General features: G+C 66.1%; 23 protein-coding genes and 1 tRNA gene. 8 read left to right on the forward strand and 16 right to left on the reverse strand.

Features of this window, described 5'->3' with window-relative positions:
• Nucleotides 1–73: 73 nt before the first annotated feature.
• Nucleotides 74–712, reverse strand: coding sequence for a fibrillarin-like rRNA/tRNA 2'-O-methyltransferase (locus BLU74_RS01475; protein ID WP_089764361.1), 639 nt, complete (start codon nucleotides 710–712; stop codon nucleotides 74–76).
• Nucleotides 709–1,560 (reverse strand): NOP5/NOP56 family protein, encoded by an 852-nt coding sequence (locus BLU74_RS01480; RefSeq protein WP_089764363.1) that lies wholly within the window; start codon nucleotides 1,558–1,560, stop codon nucleotides 709–711. The genes BLU74_RS01475 and BLU74_RS01480 overlap by 4 nt, the downstream gene beginning before the upstream one ends.
• A gap of 250 nt (nucleotides 1,561–1,810) precedes the next feature.
• On the opposite strand from BLU74_RS01480, the gene BLU74_RS01485 reads away from it, so the two are divergent.
• The gene (locus BLU74_RS01485; protein ID WP_089764365.1) at nucleotides 1,811–2,449 is read left to right on the forward strand and encodes a PH domain-containing protein; all 639 of its coding nucleotides are present in this window, start codon (nucleotides 1,811–1,813) and stop codon (nucleotides 2,447–2,449) included.
• Nucleotides 2,446–2,976 (forward strand): PH domain-containing protein, encoded by a 531-nt coding sequence (locus BLU74_RS01490; RefSeq protein WP_089764367.1) that lies wholly within the window; start codon nucleotides 2,446–2,448, stop codon nucleotides 2,974–2,976. Before BLU74_RS01485 ends, BLU74_RS01490 begins: the two co-directional genes overlap by 4 nt.
• A 106-nt stretch (nucleotides 2,977–3,082) precedes the next feature.
• Here the strand turns inward: BLU74_RS01490 and BLU74_RS01495 are convergent, their stop codons facing one another.
• The gene (locus tag BLU74_RS01495; RefSeq protein WP_089764369.1) at nucleotides 3,083–3,769 is read right to left on the reverse strand and encodes a hypothetical protein; all 687 of its coding nucleotides are present in this window, start codon (nucleotides 3,767–3,769) and stop codon (nucleotides 3,083–3,085) included.
• 446 nt (nucleotides 3,770–4,215) lie between these two features.
• Here BLU74_RS01495 and BLU74_RS01500 point away from each other — a divergent pair, with 446 nt between their 5' ends.
• Nucleotides 4,216–4,965, forward strand: coding sequence for a CPBP family intramembrane glutamic endopeptidase (locus BLU74_RS01500; RefSeq protein ID WP_089764371.1), 750 nt, complete (start codon nucleotides 4,216–4,218; stop codon nucleotides 4,963–4,965).
• Between the two features lie 182 nt (nucleotides 4,966–5,147).
• Here the strand turns inward: BLU74_RS01500 and BLU74_RS01505 are convergent, their stop codons facing one another.
• The 4 genes from BLU74_RS01505 to BLU74_RS01520 all read right to left on the reverse strand — a co-directional run bounded on the left by BLU74_RS01505 (nucleotide 5,148) and on the right by BLU74_RS01520 (nucleotide 8,320).
• Nucleotides 5,148–5,933 carry a sulfite exporter TauE/SafE family protein gene (locus tag BLU74_RS01505; RefSeq protein WP_089764374.1) on the reverse strand — a complete coding sequence of 262 codons (786 nt, stop codon included), beginning with the start codon at nucleotides 5,931–5,933 and terminating at the stop codon, nucleotides 5,148–5,150.
• Complete coding sequence (locus BLU74_RS01510) at nucleotides 5,930–6,169, reverse strand: hypothetical protein (protein WP_394327855.1); 240 nt, start codon at nucleotides 6,167–6,169, stop codon at nucleotides 5,930–5,932. The genes BLU74_RS01505 and BLU74_RS01510 overlap by 4 nt, the downstream gene beginning before the upstream one ends.
• Before the next feature lie 100 nt (nucleotides 6,170–6,269).
• Nucleotides 6,270–6,542 (reverse strand): hypothetical protein, encoded by a 273-nt coding sequence (locus BLU74_RS01515; RefSeq protein ID WP_089764377.1) that lies wholly within the window; start codon nucleotides 6,540–6,542, stop codon nucleotides 6,270–6,272.
• Between the two features lie 71 nt (nucleotides 6,543–6,613).
• Nucleotides 6,614–8,320, reverse strand: coding sequence for a glutamate synthase-related protein (locus tag BLU74_RS01520; RefSeq protein ID WP_089764379.1), 1,707 nt, complete (start codon nucleotides 8,318–8,320; stop codon nucleotides 6,614–6,616).
• 308 nt (nucleotides 8,321–8,628) lie between these two features.
• Here BLU74_RS01520 and BLU74_RS01525 point away from each other — a divergent pair, with 308 nt between their 5' ends.
• Both BLU74_RS01525 and BLU74_RS01530 read left to right on the forward strand, forming a co-directional pair.
• Nucleotides 8,629–9,033: a hypothetical protein gene (locus tag BLU74_RS01525; RefSeq protein ID WP_089764382.1), complete on the forward strand. Its 405-nt coding sequence runs from the start codon at nucleotides 8,629–8,631 to the stop codon at nucleotides 9,031–9,033.
• 46 nt (nucleotides 9,034–9,079) lie between these two features.
• On the forward strand, nucleotides 9,080–9,505 hold the full coding sequence (locus BLU74_RS01530) for a hypothetical protein (RefSeq protein ID WP_089764384.1): 426 nt from the start codon (nucleotides 9,080–9,082) through the stop codon (nucleotides 9,503–9,505).
• A gap of 319 nt (nucleotides 9,506–9,824) precedes the next feature.
• On the opposite strand, the gene BLU74_RS01535 is transcribed toward BLU74_RS01530, so the two are convergent.
• Nucleotides 9,825–10,844 carry an NAD(P)/FAD-dependent oxidoreductase gene (locus BLU74_RS01535; RefSeq protein WP_089764386.1) on the reverse strand — a complete coding sequence of 340 codons (1,020 nt, stop codon included), beginning with the start codon at nucleotides 10,842–10,844 and terminating at the stop codon, nucleotides 9,825–9,827.
• Between the two features lie 108 nt (nucleotides 10,845–10,952).
• Here BLU74_RS01535 and BLU74_RS01540 point away from each other — a divergent pair, with 108 nt between their 5' ends.
• Entirely contained in the window at nucleotides 10,953–11,378 is a 426-nt protein-coding gene (locus BLU74_RS01540; protein ID WP_175454528.1) for a hypothetical protein, read from the forward strand.
• Nucleotides 11,379–11,746: 368 nt separating this feature from the next.
• On the opposite strand, the gene BLU74_RS01545 is transcribed toward BLU74_RS01540, so the two are convergent.
• Both BLU74_RS01545 and BLU74_RS01550 read right to left on the reverse strand, forming a co-directional pair.
• Nucleotides 11,747–12,343: a helix-turn-helix domain-containing protein gene (locus BLU74_RS01545; protein WP_089764388.1), complete on the reverse strand. Its 597-nt coding sequence runs from the start codon at nucleotides 12,341–12,343 to the stop codon at nucleotides 11,747–11,749.
• Nucleotides 12,344–12,400: 57 nt separating this feature from the next.
• Nucleotides 12,401–12,673 carry a hypothetical protein gene (locus tag BLU74_RS01550; RefSeq protein WP_139175575.1) on the reverse strand — a complete coding sequence of 91 codons (273 nt, stop codon included), beginning with the start codon at nucleotides 12,671–12,673 and terminating at the stop codon, nucleotides 12,401–12,403.
• 1,053 nt (nucleotides 12,674–13,726) lie between these two features.
• Between BLU74_RS01550 and BLU74_RS01555 the strand changes: the two genes are divergently transcribed.
• Entirely contained in the window at nucleotides 13,727–15,097 is a 1,371-nt protein-coding gene (locus BLU74_RS01555) for a sulfatase (RefSeq protein WP_089764393.1), read from the forward strand.
• Between the two features lie 36 nt (nucleotides 15,098–15,133).
• Here BLU74_RS01555 and BLU74_RS01560 read toward each other — a convergent pair whose 3' ends face one another.
• On the reverse strand, nucleotides 15,134–15,634 hold the full coding sequence (locus tag BLU74_RS01560) for a dihydrofolate reductase (RefSeq protein ID WP_089764396.1): 501 nt from the start codon (nucleotides 15,632–15,634) through the stop codon (nucleotides 15,134–15,136).
• Between the two features lie 156 nt (nucleotides 15,635–15,790).
• On the opposite strand from BLU74_RS01560, the gene BLU74_RS01565 reads away from it, so the two are divergent.
• Nucleotides 15,791–16,807 (forward strand): Gfo/Idh/MocA family protein, encoded by a 1,017-nt coding sequence (locus BLU74_RS01565; protein WP_089764398.1) that lies wholly within the window; start codon nucleotides 15,791–15,793, stop codon nucleotides 16,805–16,807.
• An 86-nt stretch (nucleotides 16,808–16,893) separates the two neighbouring features.
• On the opposite strand, the gene BLU74_RS01570 is transcribed toward BLU74_RS01565, so the two are convergent.
• From BLU74_RS01570 to BLU74_RS01590, 5 genes are all read right to left on the reverse strand, one after another.
• Nucleotides 16,894–19,227 (reverse strand): glycoside hydrolase family 31 protein, encoded by a 2,334-nt coding sequence (locus BLU74_RS01570; RefSeq protein WP_089764400.1) that lies wholly within the window; start codon nucleotides 19,225–19,227, stop codon nucleotides 16,894–16,896.
• Nucleotides 19,228–19,293: 66 nt separating this feature from the next.
• Nucleotides 19,294–21,351 carry a pentapeptide repeat-containing protein gene (locus BLU74_RS18730; protein WP_175454529.1) on the reverse strand — a complete coding sequence of 686 codons (2,058 nt, stop codon included), beginning with the start codon at nucleotides 21,349–21,351 and terminating at the stop codon, nucleotides 19,294–19,296.
• 406 nt (nucleotides 21,352–21,757) lie between these two features.
• A tRNA-Met gene (locus BLU74_RS01580) sits at nucleotides 21,758–21,832 on the reverse strand.
• A gap of 80 nt (nucleotides 21,833–21,912) precedes the next feature.
• Nucleotides 21,913–22,362: a GtrA family protein gene (locus BLU74_RS01585; protein WP_089764405.1), complete on the reverse strand. Its 450-nt coding sequence runs from the start codon at nucleotides 22,360–22,362 to the stop codon at nucleotides 21,913–21,915.
• The gene (locus tag BLU74_RS01590; RefSeq protein ID WP_089764407.1) at nucleotides 22,363–23,169 is read right to left on the reverse strand and encodes a glycosyltransferase; all 807 of its coding nucleotides are present in this window, start codon (nucleotides 23,167–23,169) and stop codon (nucleotides 22,363–22,365) included.
• Nucleotides 23,170–23,184 lie beyond the last annotated feature (15 nt).

Here is a 23,184-nt window from a genome sequence, read left to right on the forward strand (position 1 = left end):
GCCGCGGCGAAGCCTTCGCCAAACCGTGCTCCCCGGGGCGGTCCCCGTACGTCTCGCGCAGCGGGCGGGTCGCTCACTTCGGCGTGGCGACCACCGCGAGGTGGTCGTCGTGATACCGATCGAGCCGCTGCGTGTCGAGGATCTCGTACTCGGTTCGAAGATCCGCGAGGACGTCCGGGAAGACGTCCGCTGGATCCGAGAGCACGTCTTCGCTCCGCGCTTTGATCGCCGCCAACAGCCGGCCGTCGGGGGCCAGGAATCGGTTGTTCCGCAGCGCGACGGTCCCCTGCCCGCGCGTCGCGACGTCCTGCACGATGCAGTCGAGGCCGGATTCGACGACGTGCGCGTACGTTTCGGGCTTGCGGGCGTCCTTCAGGAGCGGGAAGAGGTTCTCGCGGGACGCGGCGACGTCGAGGAGGTCCCGGGCGGGGCGCGGGGCGAACTCGACGGCGTAGGTCGGGCCGGCGAAGTCGGCGACGTGGGAGACGGTCGTCCCCGCGGCCGCACCGAGATAGAGGACGCGCTCGCCGCCGTCGAGACCGAGGTCCAGACCGAGTTCGAGCATCGCGCCGAGTTTCGAGCGGCCGGCGTCCCACGGCCGCCAGCCGTCGTCGTCCTGCGGTTCGCCGTACACCGGCTCCCCTCGCGTCGCGAGTCGCTCGCGGCCGTCGAACGACCGTCGCTCGACGCCGTCCGGCAGCGAGGGGCTCACTCGCCCGCCTCCCGCGACCGAATGGTCGCCATCCGGTCGTCGAGGTCGTCGTGGACCGACTGCTTGTACGCGCCAGAGTAGTGATCGATCCGGGCCGCGATCGCGAGTTTCCCTGCGAAGGCTCGTGCGGCCGACCCGCGGTTTTCGGTGGGCGTCCCGCGGACGTACTCGTGCGTGAAGATGACGCCGTGTTTCGGCGACGAGGCGTGCCCACGGAGGTGTGCGAAGAGCGCGTCCTCCGCGCCCAACACCTGTACCGTCCCCGCGGGTTTCTTCGCCAGCGACTCCAGCCCGCCGGCGAGGGCGATCAGCCGCGCCGCGAGCACGGGGCCAGCCATCGCCGCGAGGTTCGGCGCCACTTCGGGGGCGTGTGACTCCACGAACGAGCGGAGGTCGGCCCGTTCGGCATCGAGGTCGACGACACGTTCTGCCAGCGAGACGACGCGCTCCTGCACGGGCGTCTCCGGCGACCACGACGCCACCGCGCGGGCCCCCTCGATCCCCGTCGGAACGTCGCGTTCGAGCGAACCCGCCCACTCCGCGAGGCGTTCTGCGAGTTCGTTCGCGGTGCGCTCGGCGTCGTCCATCGCGCTAACTGCGTGTGTCAACTGCTGGTCGTCGGCGCGCTCGCGCTCGGTGACGGCCTCGCGGGTCGCACGGCGCGTTGCCTCGTGAAGCACGCTGTAGTACTCGTCCTCGTCGCCGGCGAACCCCGACTGGACGGCTTGCTCCGGCCAGTTTTGCGGCTCGCCGGTTTCCCCTTCGGAGATTGCAGTCGCTGCTGCTTCGACATCCCCCGGATCGAGGCCTGTGAACCATCCCGCGTGCTCGGGATTTGAACCGCTCATAGGCTACGTTGAATGTGGACTCGTATATGTATTCGCGAAGTCGGGCTGTGAGGTCCAGAACCCATCTCCGGTTCGCTCGGCGCAGACGAGTATGGTCCGAGCGGAGTTGCATCTCGCCGTCGGTCCATCTGGCGGAGTGCCGAACTGTCGTTTCCATCGGTGACGTGGACGGCAACTTCGATACAGATGTCGCGTCGATCGTCACTTACCAGTCGCTACGGTTTTGTGACTCGGTCGTGTTGGCGAACGTATGTCCGATACGGCCCTCCAGGACACGCCGTCGAGTGGTTCGGCTGATTCGACCGACCTCGACCTCGGGTGGCTCACACTCGAGGACGACGAGTCGGTGCTGTGGGCGAGTACGCCCCACAAGTACAGCATCGTCCCCGCGTTCGTCGTTGGGATCCCGCTCTCGTTGGTCCTCGTCGGGATTCCCATCGTCGTCGGTTCGTACCTCCAGTACACGAACACGAACTACGTCGTCACGGACCGCGGACTCTACAGCAAGCGCGGGATCCTCTCGCGGGACGTCCAGCAGATCGGATTCGACAAGGTGCAGAACATCTCCTACTCGCAGTCGGCCCTCGGTTCGTCGTTCGGATATGGCTCCGTCGAGGTCAGTACGGCCGGCGGATCCGGCGTCGAACTCGAGTTCCGGAGCATCCCGGATCCGGCGTCGGTGCAGGAACTGATTGCGAAGGAGGTCGACGACCGGCAACAGAACACGTCGGAGGCGGGAGCCGACGCCGACGACGTGCTGGAGGAAATCCTCACCGAACTGCGGGAAATCCGCCACGCAGTGACTGATGACGAGGCCGACGACCACGCTGGCGGGGCGCACCACACCGACAACACGGCAGCCGAGCAGCCCTCGGTCGACGAGCGATGAGCGACGGCTGGTGGTTCCAACAGGGCGACGAGCGCGTCGTCTGGCAGGGGCGACCGCGGCTTTCGGCGGCCCTGGGGAGCGTCAGTATCGGGGTCGTGATCTGTGGTCTTGCGGTCGCCGCGGCGGCGATCGTCGACCCGAGACTGGTCGCGGGGAGCGTCCTCGGCGTCGGGATCGCAGCCTGGGCCGTCCTCCGGGTTCGACGGACTGAGTACCTGCTCACGACGCGGGCGCTCTGGCTCAAACGCGGCGTGGCCGGACGGACGGTCCGACGGGTCGGCCTCCAGAAGGTACAGAACACGGCTTACAATCAGTCGATCACCGGTTCGGCGTTCGGGTACGGAACGGTCACCATCGAAGTCGCGGGCGGTCGCGACCTGCGGTTTCGGCGGATCGACGACCCCGAAACCGTCCAGACGGCGATCGTCGACCGTGTCGGCAGCGGCGACGAGGAGATCCCGGGATCGACGGCCCAGTGGCGGTCAGTGCTCCGGCTGGTCCGTGAGATCCGGACCGCAGTCGAGTAGCGGTCTCGGGCAAGAGCAGCAAGAGTATCTGGAGCGTCTCAGGTGTGGAATGGACTCCCCGTCCGCGTGTACATCGCCGCTCGACGGGTGACACGGTCCGCCGGGTTCAAACCCGGTTCCACAGTCGACGGATCGTTCCGACGGGGTCGGTCCCGAATGCACGCATCCCGGGGACGATGTCGTCTCTGATGCTCCTGAGCAGGAGAATGCCTAACCCAAAGGCCAGCAGCGGTCCCGCGAAAAACAGCGCGACGAACGTGAGCGCTCCATCGATGCCGAGGGGGATGGCTCCGTACGGGATCGGAATCAGCGACACCCCGGGGAGAGCCAACAGGGCCCCGGCTTTGAGCGCCAGTTCCGACCGACGCTTCCAGTCGTCCGGCTCGTACTCGGCTTCGAGTTCGGCGGTGACCGCTCGCCGGATTTCGTCCTCCGTCCGAAACGCGAGTTCGGAGACGGAGCGATCGCGACACTCCGCCGTCTGCGCACGGGTTCGGGCCCGGCGCAGTACCTCGTCGTGCTCGACGCCGTGCAACAGGCGGATTCGCTCGGAAGCGACTCGCATATCGGCGAGCGCTCGCACGAGGTGTTCGTCGTCGGAGGACTCGAACGCGGCTTCGAGCTGTTCGTCCGGGTACTCGACCAAGTGGGCGAAATCGTCGACGCCAGCGGCGACTCGTCTGCGGATCCGCTGCTGGTCGCGACGGCGCTTGGCACCGTCGACCGACTGGAAATCGTTGTCCACCCGGTCCCGCTGCGTCTTCGTGAGCAGCGCTGCCGGCTTGTCGGACATATGTGGAATACGTGACAACACGCAATTAAACGTATCACACAGTCGATCGTCGTGCGGAGCCGTGACTCCCCCGTGACTGGCGGTCCGCAGCAGCGTGGGCCTTCTCAACTGTTTGTCCGCAGCAGCGTGGGCCTCCGCAACTGTTTGTCCGCAGCAGCGTGGGACCGGTGGGTGGCCTCGGGGTCGTGCCACGTGTACGGGCGTACACAACTCTCGAATCGTTCGTGTACGGGCGTATCAGGCCCTAAAACCGATCAAAACGTCACAGCGATTCAAGATGACACGGGCCGATCGATCGGGTGAATGGTTTCGAACACGCCCCGCTACGCGCCCTCGCTTTCGGCGAGTCGCGCGAGCCCTGATCGGTGTATCGAGACACGACAACAGCTCCCGCGTGATACCGTTCGTGCGGACGCTCGTTCCGGAGAGGGCGGTGTTGGATCCGTATGAGCGTCTTCGCCGAGCGCAGCCCGGTCGTTCCGGGGATGGCGACGTCGAGAGCGGTGGCAACGGCGCTCGCACTGGCGGTCGGCGGTGGGCTGGTATCGTTCGCAGGCGTCATACTCTTTCGACTAGCCGGCGGCGCACTGGGGATTGCAGACACCGACGCATACGCGGTGGCTGACATCGGCGTCCAGCTCGGGTTCGCCGTGGTCGCCGTGGGCTATCTGCTCACCGCAGACGACCGGTCGCGGTACGTGAAATTCAGCCGGCCGACCGTCGAGGACGTCGCCTGGATCGTCGCGCTGCCGGGGGTTGCTGTTGCGATGACGCCCGTTCTCACGACGATCCTCCCGGTACTCGGGGTCGCGGTCCCGAGCCACAGCCACAGCAGCGTCGGAACCGCCGAGTTACTGCTCCAGCAGCCAGTGCTCTGGGCGGTCGCCGTCCCCGCGCTGTACGTGTTTGCGGCACCGGCCGAGGAACTGCTGTACCGTGGCATCGTCCAGGGGCGGCTCCGGCCCCATCTCGGGACCGCGGGAATCGTCCTCGTGAGTGGCGTCGCGTTCGGGCTGATGCACGCCCTGACGTACCTGTTCGCGTCCGGTCCCCTCGTCTACACGGCGATTTCGACAGGGGCGTTCGGCCTCGTCTGGGCGTTCGTCTACGAGCGGACCGAGAACCTGGCGGTGACCGCGGTCAGTCACGCGTTGTTCTGGACCGTGCCGTTCTCGACGCTCCTTCCGATTCACTGATCCGCTCACGGCCGCCCGACAGCACCCGCGGCGACTCGGCCGAGCGAGCCGAGGAATCCGGCATCGATCGCCACTCGACTCCAAGAGACGGGGACCGGTACTTCCCGAATTCCGTCAATCGAGGCGAAACAGCGGTGTGTTCACGTGAATTGGCCGGTGGGAACCGTCCTGCAGCTCCCTCGTCAAACGATGCCGAGTCCGCCACCCACCAGACGAAATCCGACGGCAGTGAGGAGCGAGAGGACGACAAGTCTGCGGGAACGCTCGCTGGCGGCGGCCCGAAGGCGCTTCCCGACGGCGACCCCGACGATTGCCGGAAGCGCAGCACCGACGGACGCCAGCAGGAGTATGCGGGTCGGATACAGTCCGAGTAGCCCCGCCACGGCGACGCGGATGCCGTTGAGCCCCAGGAACACGAGAGCGACGACGCCGACGAACAATCCGTGAGAGAGGTCGAAGCTCCGGAGATACGCGATGAGCTGTACCCCGACGTTCGTCCCGCCGAACAACAGTCCCGAGATGCCGCCGACACCGAGCATCCCGATTCGCGTCTGACTGGCCGCCCCGGCCCGACCCGCAGACCAGTCCGGGAGAGGAATCCGTTCCTGAGCGGTCGCGACGAAGCCGAGAGTCAACAGTCCGAGTCCGACACGCAGGGGCGCAGTCGGGAGACTGCTGAGGACGGCCATCCCGACGACCGTTCCGATCAGGGCTGCACCGATGAGCGGTCCGAACCGCCGACTGCAGGTCCGAAGCTCGTCGAGCGAAAGGTCGCGTACCAGCGAGAGGTTCACCGCGAGAATCGGGACGATCATAAAGACGACCGCCGTTGCCGGATCGATCACCGTGGCGAGCGCCATCGTTCCGACGAGCGCGAACCCGAAGCCGGCAAGTCCGTTCGTCGTTCCAGCGAGCAGGATGACGAGCGTCAGCAGTGCGACTGTCGTCCACCCAATTGCCGAGATCATCCCGCAGCGCTCGTGGGTTGTGCGTAGAGGCCCGGGAGCGCTCCGTAGCTGATGGCGTTCCGAATCAGGGCCTCGGTCGTGGTGTACTCGTCAGTGCCGCGTGCCGTCTGGGTGCCGAAGCCGAACTCGACTGGGGGGATTCCGTCGTGTCGAAGGACCTTGGCGTCGCCGCCACCGGCCGCACTCCGCCGGTAGACCGGGTCGTCGACGACGTGGGGAAGGGTGTCGGTGTTCATACTCGGCCCGGGTTCACTGCCTCCACAGCCACGCTTCGAGCGTGAACCGGCCGTCCGCCGCGGCGCTTACCAGTTCGACCATCGCCCGTCCACGTGGTCGCTACTCACAGTCCAGTTCACAGTTGTACGTCCGGCTGTAGATCCAGTAGCCATCCGCGGTGGGTGGCATCGGTGCGGCGTGATCAAGCGACAGTTTGGGGTCGTTGTCGCGGTCCAGCGTCTCGACGAAGTACCAGGCTCCCTCGGGTTCGGAGACGTTGACACGGTACTGCCACACGTGGACCCGCGCGTCGGTCACGTACACCGCGTACGACTCCGGGATGACGCCGGTCCGGTCGGGAGTCTGCTCGGGGTGACTGGTGTCGGTCGCCATATGAGGAGATTGCCACCCACGACATAGATCCTATCGCTGATCGCGGGTGGCTACGCACGCCGGCGGAAGTTTTATGTCCGACTTCCGTCGCCGACACCCGCGTACGCGACGCCGGTCAGTTCGGCGACGTCCTTCTTCCAGGTCGTCAGATCGCGACGCTCGAATTCCGAGAGGCTGTCGTGGCCGCACGCCCGGGCCATCACTTTCATCAGTTTCACCGTCGCCGCGAAGTAGTTCTGCAGCCCGTCGGCGGCGGCGTCGACGACGATCCGGCTCCGGAGATCCTCGCGCTGCGTCGCGATCCCCACGGGGCAGTTGTTGGAATCGCAGGCCCGCATTCCCAGACACCCGATGGCCTGCATCGCGGCGTTCGCGACCGCGACGCCGTCGGCCCCGAGCGCCAGCGCCTTGATGAAATCCGACTCCGTCCGGAGCCCGCCGGTCGCGATGAGGGTCACGTCCGACCGCCCACGGGCGTCGAGGTGGCGGCGGGCACGGGCGAGCGCCGCCATCGTGGGCACGGAAATGTTGTCCTTGAATACGTCGGGCGCGGCGCCCGTCCCGCCGCCGCGACCGTCGAGGATGACGTAGTCCGCGCCGGCTTCGAGCGCGAAGTCGATGTCGTCCTCAACGTGCTGGGCTGAGAGTTTGAATCCGACGGGGATGCCGCCGCCGACCTCACGGACCCGGTCGGCGAGAGCGGCGAAGTCCTCGGGACGCTCCAGGTCCTCGAACCGGGCGGGACTTACCGCGTCGGTTCCGGGTTCGAGGTCGCGGACCTCCGCGATCCGGCCCTGGACCTTCTCGCCGGGGAGGTGGCCACCGGTCCCGGTTTTCGCACCCTGACCGGCCTTGAAGTGAAACGCCTGGACTTGTCGGACCTTCTCGATGTCCCATCCGAACTTCCCGGTGGCGTACTCGTAGAAGTACCGGGAGTTCGCTTCCTGCTCTTCGGGGAGCATCCCACCCTCGCCGGAGCAGATCCCCGTGCCGGCCAGCTCTGCCCCCTTCGAGATCGCGACCTTCGCCTCCTCGCTCAGAGCGCCGAAGCTCATATCGCTCACGAAGATCGGGATGTCGAGGGTGAGCGGGTTCTCGGCACTGGGGCCGATCACGAGTTCGGTGTCCACCGGCGCCTCGTCGTCGAGTGGGCGACGGGCGAGCTGTGCGGTCAGGATCTGGAGGTCGTCCCAGCTCGGAAGTTCGGAGCGTGGGACGCCCATCGCCGACACGCTCCCGTGCTCGCCGATCCCCGCTGGTCCCTGCTGGGCGAGGTGCTGGATGTAGTCGGAGTGTGGCTCCGCTTCGTCGTCGTACTCGCCGTAGAACTCGGGGGAGACCGCGCCGCCCTCGACGCCATCGGTGGCGGCCTGCATCGCCCCGTCGGTTGCCCCGGCGTCGTCGGGGTCCGCGTAGAGCTGGGGGTTGTCCGCGGCCCACGCTTTCACCTCCGCGGCGTCGACGTAGACGGCGTCGTCGGCCTCCTCGACCCACGCGGTGAACGTCTCGAGGACTTCGGAGTTGTCGTACTCGCTGATCCCGGTGTCGACCTGGTAGTCCCACCCGTGGACGCCGCAGATGAGGTTGTGGCCGTCGACGTGGCCGTCACCCAGAAGCACGCCGCGGTGGAGACACCGCCCGTACAGCACTGACACCTCGCCGTCGTATCTGACGACCACCAGGTCGACGCCCTCGATCCGGGTGTGCTGCGGCTCGCGGTCCGGGAGGTCGCTCCAGGTCGCGACCCGTTCGGGAGCCTCGGCGTCAGTCCGACTCATCGATACCTCCACGCGTGTGTGCGATCTGAGCCCGGATGCTGCGCTCGGTTCGTCAGTCGCGTCCGATACCGCCGTCCGCAGATCGTGTCGTCGTGCATAGATACTCGTCGCATTGTTTGGGTCGGGGCGTAGCCGGTCTGTTCACCGGACTGAGGTGTCGCCAGGAGTCGAACGAGGGTCCCCGCGTGCCCCTCGACGCCCGTCTGTACGGACATCCAGCACCTGGGGATATAGAACGACCACGCGACCGTGTAATCCGCTCCCACGCCCGGTGTGGTACCTTATATCAGCCTCCCGTCAGTAGAGGTATGGCAACGGAATACCCGAGTCGTCTGCCCCTCGAGGAGATCGAGTCGACCGTCGGATCGATCAAGAAGATGCTGATGGTGGGTGCGATCTTCGCCGCCGTCGGCTACCTGTTGATCGGTGCGGCGCTCGTTTTCGAACTCACCCAGTTCCACCCGCTGTTGGAGAACTACTTCACGCAGTTCCCCGACACCAGTCTGGCCGGCGGAAGCGGCGGGACGCGTGGTGCGGCGGTCAACGGCGCCCTGGCAGCGATCCACCAGTGGCCCTCGACGCTGCTGTGGCTCAAGCTCGGTGGCGTCGGCCACATCTTGGTGGGGATCTTCTTCGCGCTGGCGGGGATCGTCCGTGCGCTGAGCATTATGCCCCACCGGCTGGGCTACGAGATGGAGCGAGCACAGGAGTAATCAGGCACCGACGGACCGAGCGAGAGCGATCCGCGATACTTCCCAGGTGTTGTTCGAACACACGACGGAAATCGATCGTCGTGACGCCAGCGGCGCCGCGCTCGTCGGCGGCTTCCCGGTCGTGATCGGCGCGCTATACGCGCCGAACCCAACAGTGGCGGTCGACGCCGCCACTGCAGGGCCCAGAGCGGCAGCCTCCCTCGTCGTCCTTCCGGTACTGGGCGTGGCTACCGGGATCTACGCGGCCGCCAGCGGCCCCTACAGCGGCGTGCCCGTGTTCTGCCTCGGGAGCTACCTCGGGGTGTTCGGGATCAGCCTGGCGTTCGGGGCGCTGGCGGCCGGGGCGGTGCCGCCCGCGCTGCTGGCCGCCGGGGTCGTGCTCGTCGGCCTCGCAGTGGTCGCAATCACGTCGAGCCTCCTCCGGCTCGTCGAGTCGGCGACGGTCTACCTCCCCGAGCGCCCCCGGGGGTGACACCGCCAGCGGCGACCCGCCGACCCTCACGGAGACTCAGACTATGGGTGGTCCGCCCGTAATCGCTCCCGGTAAACGGCGCGGCGGACGCGGCGAGGCGGCTGACGGTGGTGACCGGGGACGCGCCGCTGCGAGGCGGCGGGCGACGGGTGGAGGTATCTCCGGCCCGATGTCGGCGATCACGAGAAGGGCGTTTCCCACCGCCGCCGCGACGTCGACCCCCCGAACTCTTACCAGCGTGCTGCTCTGATCACCGGCCGTTACGGCTCGCCCCGCGGGGAGCCGACGTGGGTGCCCACGAGGAGAGTCTCGTGGCGAGTCACTCCCCGTAAGTGTGGAAGTCGACCGCCTGTTCGAGGAGCGCGTCGGGGATGCCGGGAACCGCCGCCGAACGCACCGGGCCCTGCTCCTCGATCGCGTCGAGGTCTCGCGGGAAGTCCCGGAGCTGGAAGTGGACGTCGATGCCGGCCTTCGCTCCCTGGCCGAGCGCAACCGGAACCTGGTTGTGACCGGGCGTACAGTCGCCGACTGCGTAGACGTCGTCGACTGAAGTCCGGCCGTGATCGTCGACGTCGATCGACCCGTCCTCGTTGATGTCGCAGCCGAGTTCGCGGGCGAGCCCGTTGTTGTACGCCGCACCGTACATCGCGAAGCCGCCTTTGTACTCTCTGACTGTGTCGTCCTCGAACTCCAAGGCCTTGAGCCACCCGTCCTCGCCGTTCTGGACGCCAGTGACGTCCTCGCTGATCACGTCGATAGGATGATTCTCGAGCATCCGGTCGGTTTCCTCGCTCCACTCGGGGTCGGCCCCACGGGTGAGCAGGTCGACCTCGTCGGTGAAGTTCAGCATCAGCGCCGCGACGTGCGCGGCGCTCTCGGCGTGACCCATCACGTACACCGACTCGTCGACGAACATATACGCGTCACAGTGGAGGCAGTAGTGAAGTCCCCGACCCGTGCGGGGCAGCGGCGGGTCTGGGCGGATGTCGTTGAACCCCGTCGCCAGCACGGCCCGCTCGGCGGCGTACCTCCCGGAGTTGCCCGAGAGGTGGATCCGATCGTCAGCCCGCGAGCAGGTGGTGACCATATCACGGTGGATGTCACACCCGTACGCTTCGAGCTGTTCCTTGCCGAATTTGAGAAACTCTCCGCCGCTGGTCTCCTCACTCACCCCCAGGAGGTTGTGTACCTCCTGCATCATCGCTGCCCGGCCGCCGCCGCGGTTGACGACCGCGGTGTCGTGGCCGAGTCGGGTGCTGTACAGCGCCGCAGTCATCCCGGCGGGACCCCCGCCGACGACGACAACTTCGTACTCGTGACGCTCCGCGTCGTCGCTCATACTCCCAGCCGACGGCGCGCGATGATAAATCCGTTTGCCGGCTGTGCAGTTCGATTCACCGGCCGCGCCGTCGCTTACTACTGCTCTCCCGTCGCTTCGAACGGAACAATGGCAGCAGTTACCGCCGGTCTGGCAGGAGGGCTCGTGGCGACGATCGTGATGACGGCTGTGATGATGGTGATGGGCGACGGCGGCCCGCCCCCGACGGCGGGGCTCGTCGCGAAATTCGCCGGCGGCGACCCCGCGAACCACGCGATCCCCGGAATGGTGCTCCACCTCCTCTATGGCGTGGGGGCGGGTGCGGTCTTCGCGGTCGGCGTCCCGCTCCTGGGCCTCTCACTCGGCTCTTTCGGGGTCGCGATCGGGCTCGGCTTCGTGTACGGGATCGTGCTGATGATCGGCGGGATGGCCTTCTGGATGCGGGTCGTCATCGGGATGGAGCCCGACAGAGAGATGATGGTGACGTTCGGGACGGTCCACCTCGTCTACGGCGTCGTGTTAGGAGCGTTCCTCGGCGCGGGGCTGCTTGCCTGAGCACGCGTGAACGGAGTCGGTCTCGCCGTCTCAATAGCGGCGGTCCCGGGGACGATCGCCGCCGTATCCGGCGTGTTGCAGTCGCTCCCGCTGTCCGCGGGGGTGCCTGTCCGGAGTTCCTCGCCCACTGGTGGGTGTTCCCCGCGTCGGTCCTCTGCTCGCTGGTGGCATTGGCTGCCCGAACAGGTTCTCCAGAGAACGTAGCGAGGGGCGCGCGACGACGGCCGCGGCGTCGACCGCTCGCGTCCGTCCGACATCACAGCCCCGTGGCAGTAGTCGCTATTGGGAGGGAGAGACGAGCGGATGGTATCGGTCCGGCCGCAGTCGCAGAGACCGGGTGGAAGGCGAGAGCGGAAGCCGACGCGCGATCAGTCGTCGTCCGGGAACGAGTCCCAGAATATCTCCGGGAGTTCCCGGTCGGGATTCTCGTCGAGATACTCCTGTTTGGTGATGTTGGCCTCCTCGATGAGCGAGGCGGCTTCGCCGGCCCAGACGTAGAAACCGACCAGCGTCTCCCGGCGCATCCGTTCGAGGTCGACCGAGTGATAGACGTTGACGACGCCGCCGCCCTCCCGGTTGAGTTCCGACTGGCGGAGGAGGCCGAGATCGACCAGGGTGTTGAGGTACCGAGTGACCGTACTCCGGTCGTATCCGAGGGCGTCCGCCACCTCGTTTGCCGACAGCGGACCCTCGCCGATGACACACAGACAGATGTCCAATCCCGCCTTCGGGAGTCCAAACGCTTCGAGGAGTACCTGCTTGACGTCCGGCGGATTGACCGACATCTCGACGTCTCGGACCCGCTGCATCGGCTGATCGTGACAGGACATCGGGGGGTCATCACTGCCGACCGCGAGCACGACGTTGTTACAGTCCGGACACTCGAAGACGGCATACCGGCCCGAGTCGGGATCGTACTGTACCTCATCGGGCGCTTCGGACGTCGCATTACTTGCGTCGACCACCAGCGTTCCCTCCCATATGACACGCACTCACGCTGACAGGATATAAATCCGATCCGGTCAAGCGTCCGCATCGCCATCACGGCCCGTGAGATCGACGATTACCACCTCGCCGGCTTCAAGCGCGAGGAGTTCCTCCGCAGTGATGGTGGCTCTAACGCTGCCGTCAGCTTCGACGTGCGCGAGTTCACACGCCACCAGTGCGTCGATGTGATCCTCCAGCGACCGCTCGTCAACCCCGAGCGTCGATGCGAGCGCGTCGACGGTCGTCGTCTCCCGGCGCTCGGCGTCGGTTGCTTCGGCGAGCTGCCGCAGGACGGTTCGTCTCGTCACGCACATCGTCGGTGTGTTGGTGGGTATCGACGGGATGGAGGCCCGTGTTCAGAATTTCGGTGCGACGGTGGCGACAGACGTGTCTCTGCGTCGATCGCTGGTGGTCCGATGGCCCTCGGTGCCGTGGGGTCTGTGGCAGGGGCCGCCGGTGTCCGGGACCGCTCCGTGTCAATCCGGCCGATGTCGAGCGTGTTCGGTTCGGTCACTCCCCGTCCCGCATCACAGCGCAGAACTGGGTGTGGTGCCCCCGACCGATCGGGCCTGCTGTCGGTGCCGGCGCACGGAGTTACCCGCTCCGCCGTGTTATTGTGTCGGCGCGAGAGAGCGACGTGGCGGAGCGGCTCCGCTTGGCCCGGATCGACAGCCGGGGATCCGTCCCGTCTGGCAGCGTCGGTACGGGGACGCGGGGGGACGGTGGAAATCATTGCGCTACCCGTACTCGACACCATCAGGTATTACCAGTTCGGCGGCCGTGCAAGACGGTTACACCTTTCTGGAGCGGTTTGGTGCGATCCCGAACGGAGAGGCGGAGAAGCCGATGAGAGTGAAGCATACACCTTCGACGGTGTCGCTCTTCGAGGTGGGTTGATTCTGTACGGGACGACATATGATGCAAACTGAACGAGACTGAGCGGTAGTTGGCAGAGTCTTAGTGGACTCGTTGGTAATCAGCAGATACGAATGGCCAATCAGCAGGATACCTCTCTTCGCATTATGATTCTCGGGACGAATATCGCTCTACTGGGCCTTGGGCTCGCGCAGTTCGGTACGTTTGAATTTGGAGCTGCGACGCTGTTGCTTGGGTTTCTCATTACGGTGGCTGGATTCGTTCGGTGAAGTGACGAGACTACACGATCCCCGTAGCCTGCGATGTCTCCGCCGACATCCACTCCGACAGAATGCGAACTTCGTAGACATGCTTTCTCGTACATCGCTCTGACCGTCAGTTCCAGTCGCTGCGTCTGGACGCCAGCGGCCGGACAGTACCACCGACTCGACCGCGAGAGGCGGACAATCAGAGGCGTTTTGGTACTCCGAGCAGTACAGACTGGCGTGTCAGACGCCAACGTTCTACTCGTGGTGTTGGACTGTGTTCGGGCCCGCAACACCTCACTCCACGGGTATCGTCGCAAGACGACGCCGGTGCTCGAGGAGTTCGCCGAGAGCGCGACGACGTACACCCAGGCACGCTCGCCGGCCGGTTGGTCGCTGCCGTCCCACGCGAGTATCCTGACCGGCGTCTCGCCGGCGGAGCACCAGATGCAGATCACCGACCGGCTGGAGGCCGGGCACACCGTCTTCGAGGACCTGTCCGAGCAGGGGTACGAGACGGCGGTCTTCTCGGAGAACCCCTACCTGACCGTCCACGAGAGCAACCTCAGGACGGCGTTCGACGAGGTCGTGACCGAGACCGACAACGAGACACGGGGGGCGGACGGGGACGACGAATCCGTCACCGTGGACGGGTTCTGGTACGCCGACCGGTTCGCGGAGTGGCTCGGCGACCGGGAGGACTCCTGGGCGGCCTGTATCAACCTGATGGACGCCCACACGCCCTACGAGACGCGTGCGGAGTACGACGACTGGCGCGACGAGTTCGCCACGGCCATCCACGAACAGCTTCCGTTCAAGTGGCGCTGGGGCGTGTACGGTGGCTCGGTGCCTCCGACGGTGGTGTACCCGCTGCGCCGACTCTACGACGGCGCCGTCAAGCAGGCGGACGCGGCGTTCGGCCGCGTTCTGGAGGCGCTGGAGGCGGACGGCGCGCTCGACGAGACGCTCGTCGTGGTGACGGCGGACCACGGCGACGGCTTCGCCGAACCGACAGCAGTCGAGGGGGATCCGATCCCGCTGATGCACGGGATGGGGACGCACGAGGTGGTGTACCACGTGCCGCTCCTCGTCAAGGCACCGGGACAGACTGAGTCGATCAGGATCACGTCGCTCTCCGATCTGTCGAGGTTCCCGGCCGTCGTGGAGACCGCACAGTCGAGCGACGAGTCGGCCGATCCGGGCTGGTTCACCGCGGAGGACGGGCGCGTCGTCACCTACCAGGCCCCGCCGAACGCACAGGAGGCCGAGAAGGCACGGCGGTTCACCGACGACCCCGACCGGTTCTTACAGGAGATGAGCATCGTCTACACCGACGGCCCAGGCAACAGCGTCTACAAGCACGCGTCGTGGGGCGGCGCATCGTACGCCGCACAGGTGTCCGGGACCACAGCCGAGGCGGTCAGTCCCGACGCCGACGGCGTCTGCAGCACGCCGCCCCTCGAGGTGGCGCGGGGGGTCGCTGCGGCGGGAACCGCACAGATATCTGTCCCGCTGGAAGAAGGCGAAGACGAACTGGACAAATACGACAACGACGACGAGCTCGAAGACATCGACGTCACCCAGCGGCTCGAGGACCTCGGGTACCTGTGACGCCCTCGGTAGCCGGTCACTGAGAGGGCCGGGCGATCAGTGCGAGTCCGCAGACTCCCAGAAGTCGATCCTGAACCCGTCGTAGGAGTCGTCCACTGACACCTTGCGCCACGCAGCATCGTCCCACTCCGGGAAGCGGACGAGCCGGCGACACGATTCGTGGTCGATCGGATATTCGACGACGCTGATCACCATCCGGTCGTACTCGGGCAGGAAGGCCTCGTAGATCTCCCCGCCACCGAGCACGTACACCGTCTCGGCATCCATCTCCGCGGCCGTCGCCAGCGCGTCAGCAGGTGACCTGGCGATCGTCGCGGTCTCCGAATCGACGCTCTCGAACGAGCGGCTCAGAACGATGTGTCTGCGGCCCGGTGGCTCGGGCAGCATCGACTCGTAGGTCGTCCGTCCGAGAATGACGGGGTGCTCGGCGACTCGATTCTTGTACTGCGCGACATCGGCCGGATAGTCCCACGGAACGTCATCTTCGGTCGCGATGATCCGATCTTCTGTCATAGCGACAACCGCTACCAGTTCCATCGAACCACGATACGTCCCGGAGACAGATAGCCTCGTCTGTGTGTCAACGCGGCACGAACGGGGTCGACGCGTCGGGGACGGTCGAGCCCGCTGTGCGAGCGGTGCGCCGACCGACCGCGGCAGACCTAAAGCCGCGGGGACACCCAGTATGGACGAATGAACGAGCCGATCGAACCGCGGCCGTGGGAACGGCCGGTGACTGGGGGGCCGCTCAGGCTAGCGATCGTCGGCGTGGGAGCGTTCGCCAGAGAATACGTGCTCCCGGCGATCGACGCGTCGAATCACTGTGAGACGACGGTCCTCGTCTCCCCGGAGGTCGAATCGATCGAGACCGCGACGGGCGTCGAGCGACTCACCCCCGAGTCGTTTCACGATGGGGCCGCCGCAGCGGCGTACGACGCCGTCTACGTCGCCACCCCGAACCACCTCCACAGGCGGGTCGTCCAGACCGCGGCGTCGATGGGAAAGCCCATCCTCTGTGAGAAGCCGATCGCTCCGACGGCGGCCGGCGCGCGAGCGATTCGTGACATAGTCGAGGAAGCCGGAGTGCCGTGTCTGGTCGGCTACCGGGTGCAGTTCAAGCCCGTGATGCGATCACTCCGGACGGCGATTCGATCGGGGCTGATCGGAATCCCCGTGTCCGCACACTCCGACGTGGCATTCCGCGTCGACACGCAGGAGACCGGCGGGTGGCGACTCAATCCCGACCGGGGCGGTGGCGCGCTCCGGGACATCGGCATCTATCCGATAAACACGCTTCAGTTCCTGCTCGACCGGCCGCTCGAGGTGTCGTGGGGCGACCTCCGCCGGGAGCCCACCCTGGGAGACGTCGACGCACACGCTGCGTTCGCGCTCGCTGGTGAGGACGACTTCCGCGCGCTGTGTTCGGCGAGTTTCGCCGCGGAACCGACGAGTCACCTCCGCATCAACGGAACCGAGGGGCTGGTGCGGGTCGACGAGCCGTATCACCCGTCCGCACAGCCGACGGTGACGGTCGTCGAGCACGGAACCCAGCGGACGATCGCTCCCGACCCGTTCGACGAGTACGCCGCCCAGGTCGATTACTTCGCGCAGTGCGTGCTCCGTGACGAACCGCCGACGCCCGGGGCGGCGGAAGGGGTGAGAGACCTCGAACGCATCGAAGCGATCGAGGAAGCGAGCGCGGACCAGTAACGGGACGAGTCGGACAGAAGCGGTGGCTGGACGCGTGGTAGCGAGGGCTGGCTCCTCGGCTGATCAGACGGACACCGGTGCGAGACTCAGCGCTCGATCTCGAACCGGAGGGTCCCCGCGTCAGCGCCGTACTCTACGCCGGAGTCCTCGAGGACTGTCCCGTCGACGGTGACACGATCCGGCGGTGCGGGGACGTGCTCGACGATGACCGTACCGTCCGGGAGGGGGCCGGCCGTCGTGACCGCCACCGTGTCCCACGAGTCGTCGATCGTCACCTCGATTCGACCAGCGTCCGGGACCTGGGGGTGTCGAACGGTGAACTGCGCGTCGGTCGCCGTCTCGTGGGTCGGATACACCCGGTACCGGAGTTCCGATGGGACCTCCTCCGGCGGGGACGGCGACGGGCGCTCGGGGATGACGCTTCCCGCCCGGACGAACAGAGGGAGTTCGTCGATGTCGGCGGTGATCGTGCGGCGCGCCGGTCCGGTGTGATACTCGCCGCTCCAGTAGTCGATCCACTCGCCGGGCGGGAGGGTGACGGTCACCGTCCCGTCGTCGGACAGGACCGGGGCGACGAGGAACTCCTCGCCCACCATATGCTGGGTCGCAGCCGTCGACGTCGGGTGCGCTTCGAATTCGAGCAGCATCGGACGCGTCACTGGCACGCCGGTGGCGGCCGCCTCGCAGCCGTAACTGAGGTAGTACGGGAGCAAGCGGTAGCGGAGGCGAGCGAACGCACCGACGACCGCTGCGGCCCTGTCGCCGAACGCCCACGGCTCGCGGGGCGATTTGCCGTGGAACCGCGGGTGCGACAGCGCGAGCAGTCCCCACTGGGCCCACCGGATGTAGAGCGTCTCCGAGGGGGTGGGCTTGTACCCACCGAGGTCGCAGCTCCAGAACTGGAAGCCCGAGGCGAGCAGGCTCAGACCGCCGCGGACGCTCGCCCGGAATCCGTCGAACGTCGACTTCGTGTCGCCGCCCCAGTGGACCGGGTACTGCTGCGCGCCGGCCCACGCCGAGCGTGACCAGAGTACGGGCGGTTTGTCGGTGCCCGCGAACGCGCCCGCGACGGCGCGCTGGTACTCGAGCGGGTACGCGTTCTTCGCGGCCCGCCCGGTCCGCCGGTCGGCAGTCGTGGTCTGCGGGGGCAGGTACTCGCCGAAGTCGGTTTTGAACACGTCGGCACCGACGTCGATGAGGTCCCGGTGGATCTCCTGCCACCACTCGACCGCCTCGGGGTTCGAGAAGTCGACGATGCCGGCGCGGGCGGTGGGGTAACTGGGCCGTCTGAAGATGTACGTCCGGCCCTCGTGGTCGTGCACCAGATAGCCGTTTGCTGCGGCCGTTCGGAACAGGTCCGTCCCCGTTTGGACGTAGGGGTACTCCCACAGCGAGAGTTTGAATCCGTCTTCGTCGAGACGCGAAGCCATCGCTTCGGGGTCCGGGAACGAATCGGCGTCGAAGACCATCTCGGGGGCCTCCATCTCCATCCACTGCGGGTCGACGTGGATGACGTCACACGGCATCGAGCGGTCCCGGATCTCGTCGGCGACGTCGAGCACTTCCTCCTGGGATTCGTACGAGTTTCGGGACATCCAGACGCCGTAGGTCCACGCGGGAAGTTCGGGTGCGCGGCCCGTCAGGCCGGTGTACGCGGAGATGACCTCCTTCAGTGAGTCGCCGGCGAAGACGACGACCGAGAGGACCGGCGCGTCCACGTCGATCGCAGTCACGTCCGGCGTCTCGTGGCCGAAGTCGAACGTGACGTCCGCCGTCGTTTCGACGAGGACGCCGTATCCCCGGTCGGACAGGAAGAACGGCACCGGGGCGTAGGTGTCACTGGTGTTCGTGCCGTGGGCCTGGGCGACCGAGGTTTCCACGCGCTGGCCGCTCTTCTCGAACGTGGTGAACTGTTCACCCAGGCCGAAGATGGACTCGGACGGGTCCGACCGAGTCGAGAATCCCGTCCGGGTCACCTCAAGCGGATAGTTGTCGACGACGGTCTCCTCGTATCCCATCGGGGGGACGCCCACCTCGCCCCGGTTGTTCGCGACGTCGACGCCGGTGTCGAGCAGTCGGTCGCCGTCGTGGGAGACGGTGAACGCGGCCGTGTCGCGGTCGATCTCGAAGGAGAGGCTGTCAGTCGCGAGTGCGACAGTGTCGGGGCCCGAATCGACGTCGACGGACGGGTCCGCTGCGTACTCGTCGTATGGGAGATCGAGCGGAGAGCAGTCCGTCGAAGATGCTTCCGGGTTCGGACGGAAGAGCAGTCTGACCGCCCCGTCGGTGAGAAACTGGACAGTGAGCGGGAATCCGCGGTCGGGAGCCGGATGCGCCGCAGAGACGGGCGAGACGCCACAGTCGAAGGTGAACGTCTCGTCGAAATCCGTCGCCAGGACCTCCGAGAGTGCCAGCCACATTACCAGCACACACTCGCATAGCGAGTAAATATGTACTGGTGTCCACGAACGCCCTCGTGGGAGGCGTCACCGGTGGACCTGGCGGGTCAGGACGAACACGAACAACCCGACGATGAACGCCCCGACGAACCCCTCGAACGCGCTCAGCAGCCGGATGATCAGGGCGTCTGTCCCGGACGGTGAGCCCACGACGAAGGCGATGAAACTCTGGAAACTGAACAGGAAGTACGCGAGAATCGAGGGGTTCTCGACGCCCGCTAACGACTCGCCGCTACCGGCGTACGCGAGCGTGAAGAGGAGCACCATTCCGATCGAGAAGCCGAACACCCGGAGCGGTCGTTCACCGTATCCGGCACTCACCGCGAACAGCCAGTTTCTGACCCACTGAGTCCCTCGATAGAACTTCGCCGTCAGCGACTCGGCCCGGATCATATTGTCCCAGTGGCGTTTCCGGCGAAACGTCCGCTCCTTCTCGAAGAACCGTCCTGCGGTCACGCTGTCGCCGACGTTCGAGGCCCCGTTCTTGGCCCTGAGGTACGTGGTTTCCAGCGCGCTCAGGTTCGTCGGCAGTGCCGTCTCGTCTCCACCTGCGGAATCGACTTGCGCTTCAGCACGCTCCAGCGCCCGCTGTCGAGTGTGCCGTTCGATCCCGCGTTCCTCGATAAACGCGAAATCGACGGTGTTGTACTTGCCGCTCGAACCGAGCGGGTCGGCGTCGCCGAATACCGGATGCAGGTCCAGGGCGATGTCGTTCAACCGGGTGGCGAGTTGAATGTCCCGCGTGTATTCGTCCATCACCGTGTGGATGGTGTACTTCAGATCGTCGAAACTGACCTCGGCCAGTTTGCCGAATTTGAACCCGTCGAACTCCGTCCGGTAGAATCTGATGTAGGTGAGGAGGCTCTCCTCGAAGTCGCCGTGCAGGTCGACGTCGCCGACGACAGCGTCGGTGAAGTCGTAGATCACGTCTCCCTCCTGCGGCTGGATGTACTCGCCCGACGCGATCGTCGCGTCCCGATGCGACAGGTATCCGACACCGACGTCGTCGGCGGGTTCGACGACCGCCTCCTCCCGAACGACCGTGTCGGCCAGATCGACGATGTAGTGGAACGAGACGTCGCGCAACACGAACGAGCCGAATTCCGCACCCACGAAGGAGGCGATGCCGAGATCCGACTCCGAGACGTGCAGCGTGTCGATCTCGGCCTCGTCGAAGACGCTCCAGTCGAACGCCGCGCCCTCGGAGTCACGCTTGATCGTGAGTTTGTCGACGGTCACTCCCTCGAACGTCGCCGCGTCGGCGGAGACGCCCGCGAAGTGTGCGACCCGACCGTCGACGCCCCTGAATGCCAGATACGAGAAGGAGGCGTCGTTGAAGTAGCCGCCTTCGATGTCCGCGTTGATGAACGTGGCGACGTGGAACTCGGAGTTGAAGAATCCGGACTCGCCCAACTGCGCGTACAGGAAATTCGCCCACTTGATATCACATCGATGGTAGTTGACGTAGTCGATGTCGGTCCAATAGAATCGAATGCGTCTGATCTCGGTGTCCTGGAAGTACGCACGCTGAAGGTTCGCCTGGTCGAATTCGACCAGGTCCGCGGTGAGTTCTTGGGCGTAGAGTTGGTGCCAGTCCGATTCAGTCGCATTGAGACGGGTGATGTTGCTCCCTCTGATGTCGACGGGGTTCGTGAACTCGACTGATTCGAGGTGCAGCGCCGCCGCATCACAGCACCGGAGGTCGAGTATCAGATTGTCCGACGTGTTCAGATGCTCGAAGTTCAGGTCCATCTCGCCGAACTCCGCGCCGATGAACTGCTTTAGTTTCCGCCGCCGGTCGCGATCGGCCCCGGAGAGGTCCATCGTGACCAGCGAGGCGAAGTACTCACCGAGGTCGAGATCCGCAGGCCGCTCGTCGGGGTCGGTGTGGAAGACGCAGGTGTCGTGGTCGGCGTACTGGGCGTGTGGGCAGTGCCAGTATTCCTCCTCGTCGGGGACGATCCCGCCGACCTGTTCGGACATCGTCTCTTCACGCTGGCCGGTCGGAATCTCCGCCACGTGCTTGGTGTACGTACACCCGGGCCCTCGTTCGAAGTACGCCGCGACGTCCTCCGGGGGTCGCATACAGACCTCATACGACGAGACCACTATAGTAATTGTCCAACAGACAGGTTTCGCGAGGTCGACCACGACGCGCCGGACGGCGGCCTCACTCCCGAGGAACCGCAGCGGTACCCGCGCGATACGGAACGGTCGGGAGGACAGTGACGAAGCGGAGTGTGAGCGCTGCGGCCTTCGCTGTCGCTCTCTGGCTCAAATCGTCCTCATCACTACGGTGCCGAACTCACGGAGTACTCGGCGATAGAACGCCTCGAAGTGTGAGTTCGGCAAAACAGTAGCGGGAGATAGATTTGAACTACACGAACCGCGCTCCCGCTCGGTTCTCTCGTTCAAATCTACTGTGGCTATGAAACCGAACTCACGGAGTACTCGGCGATAGAACGCCTCGAAGTGTGAGTTCGGAAAATCATAGCGGGAGGTAGATTTGAACTACCGATCTCCGGGTTATGAGCCCGGCGGAATCTCCTGGCTATCCCATCCCGCTACTGGAACGAAGCCGTGGGCTACGGTTAAGGGTTGTGTTTCGCCCGCAGTGTGGCAATTTCCCTCGCAGTCACACGCCCCTCACGCACTGGTCACACGCCACGTGAGCAGGCTTTCGGCGACGTAGTTCAGGAGCACCGAAGCCCCGATCGCGATGGGGATCGGGATCAACTGCCAGAGGTCGACGCCGAACAGCGGCAGGGCGAGGTCGATCTGTCTGAACGCCCGGACGATCAGGAACTGCACGGCGAGGCCACCGCTCCGGACGACGTTCGAGCGGACGAACCGGCCCAGGGTCGGCACCGCGCCCGAATCGCCGAGTTCCGAGAAGGTCCAGCGCTCGTTGATCGCGAACATCACGATGATGGCGACTTCCGCACCGACGAGTTTGGCGTACTCGCCGAGGATACCGAAGCCGACGATGAGCGCCGTCGTCGTGGTGACGTCGAAGACCGCGCCGACCGCGCCGACGGAGACGAACTTCCCGAAGCGAACGCCCGACAGGAGGGCGTCGACGGACTCCCGGAGCATTCAGTCGGCCTCGACGGCCTCTGTGTCGGCCGCCGCGAGCCGATCGAGCAGCGACCGTTCGTTGCGGCCGGCGGCGAGCAGTTCGTGGAGACGGTCCTCGCGCAACAGTCGCGCCCGGTGTCGGGCGGTCACGAGCGCCCGACCCAGGCGGAGCGTCGTGCCGACCGTCTCGACGGTCGAGCCGGGCTGGTCCTCCCAGCGGACGGGAACCTCGACGATCCGGTGATCCAGTGCGCCCGTGACAGCGACGAGTTCGATGTCCCAGGCGAACCCCGGTTCGTAGAGGTGTTCGCGGACGTCGCGCCACGCCTCGGCAGTGAGGGCTTTTGCGCCGCACTGGTAGTCGTAGAGGCTCTCGTCGAGCATCCGCCGCGCGAGCCACGCGAATCCGTCGCCGAGCCGCCGCCGGGCCAGGGTCTGATGCGTTGCCACGTCGGCGTCGGGATGGCGCCGAGAGCCGACCGCGAGGTCGGCATCGCCGTCGGTGACCGTCGTGACGACGGTGGCGAAGGAGTCCGACGGTGTACTGCCGTCGGCGTCAGCGAACGCCACCACGTCGACGTCGTCGACGAGCGCTTCGAATCCCGCGGTGATCGCTGTGCCCTTTCCACGCCGACGGTCGGCGGTCGCGAGCTGGACGCAGTCGGGGAGAGACCCGAGTCGGTCACGGATGTCGGGACGGGGGGCGTCGAGTTCGACCCGGAGGACCGTCGGGTCGAGCCGAGCCGCGAGCGCGTCGAGATACGCGCTGAGACGCTCGGGATCCGGGCAGTAGGCGGGGACCACGATCCCGACGGAGCGAGTCATTACTCGCCGATACCG

It is taken from the genome of Halobellus clavatus, from assembly GCF_900107195.1.
Classification (GTDB): domain Archaea; phylum Halobacteriota; class Halobacteria; order Halobacteriales; family Haloferacaceae; genus Haloquadratum; species Haloquadratum clavatum.

Coding starts and splice junctions, on each gene's coding strand:
- BLU74_RS01540 (WP_175454528.1), top strand. CDS start 10,953: ATGGCAGCAGTTACCGCCGGTCTGGCAGGAGGGCTCGTGGCGACGATC.
- BLU74_RS01590 (WP_089764407.1), bottom strand. CDS start 23,169: ATGACTCGCTCCGTCGGGATCGTGGTCCCCGCCTACTGCCCGGATCCC.
- BLU74_RS01515 (WP_089764377.1), bottom strand. CDS start 6,542: ATGGCGACCGACACCAGTCACCCCGAGCAGACTCCCGACCGGACCGGC.
- BLU74_RS01525 (WP_089764382.1), top strand. CDS start 8,629: ATGGCAACGGAATACCCGAGTCGTCTGCCCCTCGAGGAGATCGAGTCG.
- BLU74_RS01485 (WP_089764365.1), top strand. CDS start 1,811: ATGTCCGATACGGCCCTCCAGGACACGCCGTCGAGTGGTTCGGCTGAT.
- BLU74_RS01495 (WP_089764369.1), bottom strand. CDS start 3,769: ATGTCCGACAAGCCGGCAGCGCTGCTCACGAAGACGCAGCGGGACCGG.
- BLU74_RS18730 (WP_175454529.1), bottom strand. CDS start 21,351: ATGCGACCCCCGGAGGACGTCGCGGCGTACTTCGAACGAGGGCCCGGG.
- BLU74_RS01535 (WP_089764386.1), bottom strand. CDS start 10,844: ATGAGCGACGACGCGGAGCGTCACGAGTACGAAGTTGTCGTCGTCGGC.
- BLU74_RS01570 (WP_089764400.1), bottom strand. CDS start 19,227: ATGTGGCTGGCACTCTCGGAGGTCCTGGCGACGGATTTCGACGAGACG.
- BLU74_RS01480 (WP_089764363.1), bottom strand. CDS start 1,560: ATGAGCGGTTCAAATCCCGAGCACGCGGGATGGTTCACAGGCCTCGAT.
- BLU74_RS01565 (WP_089764398.1), top strand. CDS start 15,791: ATGAACGAGCCGATCGAACCGCGGCCGTGGGAACGGCCGGTGACTGGG.
- BLU74_RS01585 (WP_089764405.1), bottom strand. CDS start 22,362: ATGCTCCGGGAGTCCGTCGACGCCCTCCTGTCGGGCGTTCGCTTCGGG.
- BLU74_RS01500 (WP_089764371.1), top strand. CDS start 4,216: ATGAGCGTCTTCGCCGAGCGCAGCCCGGTCGTTCCGGGGATGGCGACG.
- BLU74_RS01505 (WP_089764374.1), bottom strand. CDS start 5,933: ATGATCTCGGCAATTGGGTGGACGACAGTCGCACTGCTGACGCTCGTC.
- BLU74_RS01560 (WP_089764396.1), bottom strand. CDS start 15,634: ATGGAACTGGTAGCGGTTGTCGCTATGACAGAAGATCGGATCATCGCG.
- BLU74_RS01510 (WP_394327855.1), bottom strand. CDS start 6,169: ATGAACACCGACACCCTTCCCCACGTCGTCGACGACCCGGTCTACCGG.
- BLU74_RS01490 (WP_089764367.1), top strand. CDS start 2,446: ATGAGCGACGGCTGGTGGTTCCAACAGGGCGACGAGCGCGTCGTCTGG.
- BLU74_RS01520 (WP_089764379.1), bottom strand. CDS start 8,320: ATGAGTCGGACTGACGCCGAGGCTCCCGAACGGGTCGCGACCTGGAGC.